The sequence below is a fragment of the Pseudomonas sp. P5_B2 genome (genome assembly GCF_056400445.1).
Genome location: NZ_JBFULH010000810.1, coordinates 1 through 1,593, shown reverse-complemented (window position 1 = coordinate 1,593; position 1,593 = coordinate 1). Strand labels below are relative to the sequence as shown.

The following is a 1,593-nucleotide window of genomic DNA, read 5'->3' as shown; positions in this document are numbered from 1 at the left end:
TCGCAAAGACAGTCCGCCCACCGATCCAAGCCTGCCGTTCCGTCTCTACGAAGACTTTGACGCTGCGGCAGCCGGCATTCGGGTCAAGGTCAAACTCACCGATTTTGAAGGCTTGCAGGCTGGCCGTACGCCGGTGATGTACAAAGGTATTCAGGTCGGCAACCTGAAAGGGCTGAAGATTGATCCGGATCTGTCCGGTGCCACTGCTGAATTGACCCTAGATCCATTGGCTGAAGATTACCTGGTCACCGGCACTCAGTTCTGGGTGGTCAAACCGTCGATTTCCCTCGCGGGCATCACCGGTCTGGAAGCGTTGGTCAAAGGTAACTACATCGCGGTGCGCCCTGGCGATAAGGGCTCAGCGCCGCAACGCGAATTTGTGGCGCGGCCCAAGGCGCCGCCGCTGGATTTGCGTTCGCCGGGCCTGCACCTGGTGTTGTTCACCGAAAACCTCGGCTCGCTGGAAGTCGGCAGCCCGATTCTCTACAAGCAGGTCAAGGTCGGTTCGGTCCAGAGCTATCAATTCTCCAAGAAAACGAAGCGACTGGTGATCGGTGTCCACATCGAGAAGGAATACGAAGGGTTGGTTAACGCCTCGACGCGATTCTGGAACGCCAGCGGCATCACGCTCACGGGCGGGCTGACGGACGGTATCCAGGTCAAAAGTGAATCGCTGCAGAGCCTGATGGCCGGCGGCATCGCCTTTGAGACACCTGAAGCCAAGGCTCCGCTGCAAAAGAAGATCCCGCGTTTTCGCCTGTTCGCCAACCATGACGAGGCCAATCAGAAAGGCACAGTGGTCACCATCAAGGTTGAACGCGCCGATGGCTTGCGTAACGGCACGCCTGTGCGATTCAAAGGCCTGGATGTCGGCAAGATTGAAGACGTTGACCTCACTGATGATCTGCAATCGGTGATGCTCACCGCACGGATCACCGTCGTGCCAGAGCGCATCGCCCGGGTCGGCAGTCAGTTTTGGGTGGTGAAACCTGAGTTGGGTCTGATCAAGTCCTCCAACCTCGAAACCCTGGTCACCGGCCAATATATCGAAGTGCAGCCCGCACCGAAAAATCTTGGGCCACAAACCAACTTCGTCGTCTTGGCCAATCCACCAGAGTCGGCCAAGCAGGAGGCCGGTTTGAGCCTGGTGCTGAGTGCCGCCCGCCGTGGTTCGTTGAAAACTGGTGTGCCGGTGACGTATCGCGAAATTACCGTCGGCAAAGTCACTGGCTATGAGCTCGGGCAGACGGCGGATCGTGTGTTGATACACATACTGATCGAGCCGAAATACGCCTCGCTGGTGCGCAGCGGTACGCGTTTCTGGAACACCAGCGGTTTTGGTCTCGACTACGGCTTGTTCAAAGGTGCAACGGTGCGCACCGAATCGCTAGAGACTTTGATTCAGGGCGGTGTCGCCTTTGCCACCCCGGACGGTGATCGCATGGGTAGCCCGGCGCGGGCTGAGCAAACCTTCCCGCTGTTCGACAAGTTCGAAGATGAGTGGCTGACCTGGGCGCCGAAGATCGCAATCGGCAAATAGTTAATCGGGGCCTGTGCGACCGCTATCGCGAGCAGGCTCGCTCCCACATAAAA

At 58.1% G+C, this 1,593-nt stretch carries 1 protein-coding gene; it reads left to right on the top strand.

All coding sequences use genetic code 11. The features are described from left to right. The coding region (locus AC1DRJ_RS27010; RefSeq protein ID WP_477804840.1) for a PqiB family protein at positions 1–1,540 on the top strand (1,540 nt) is incomplete at its 5' end. Between the last annotated feature and the right edge of the window lie 53 nt (positions 1,541–1,593).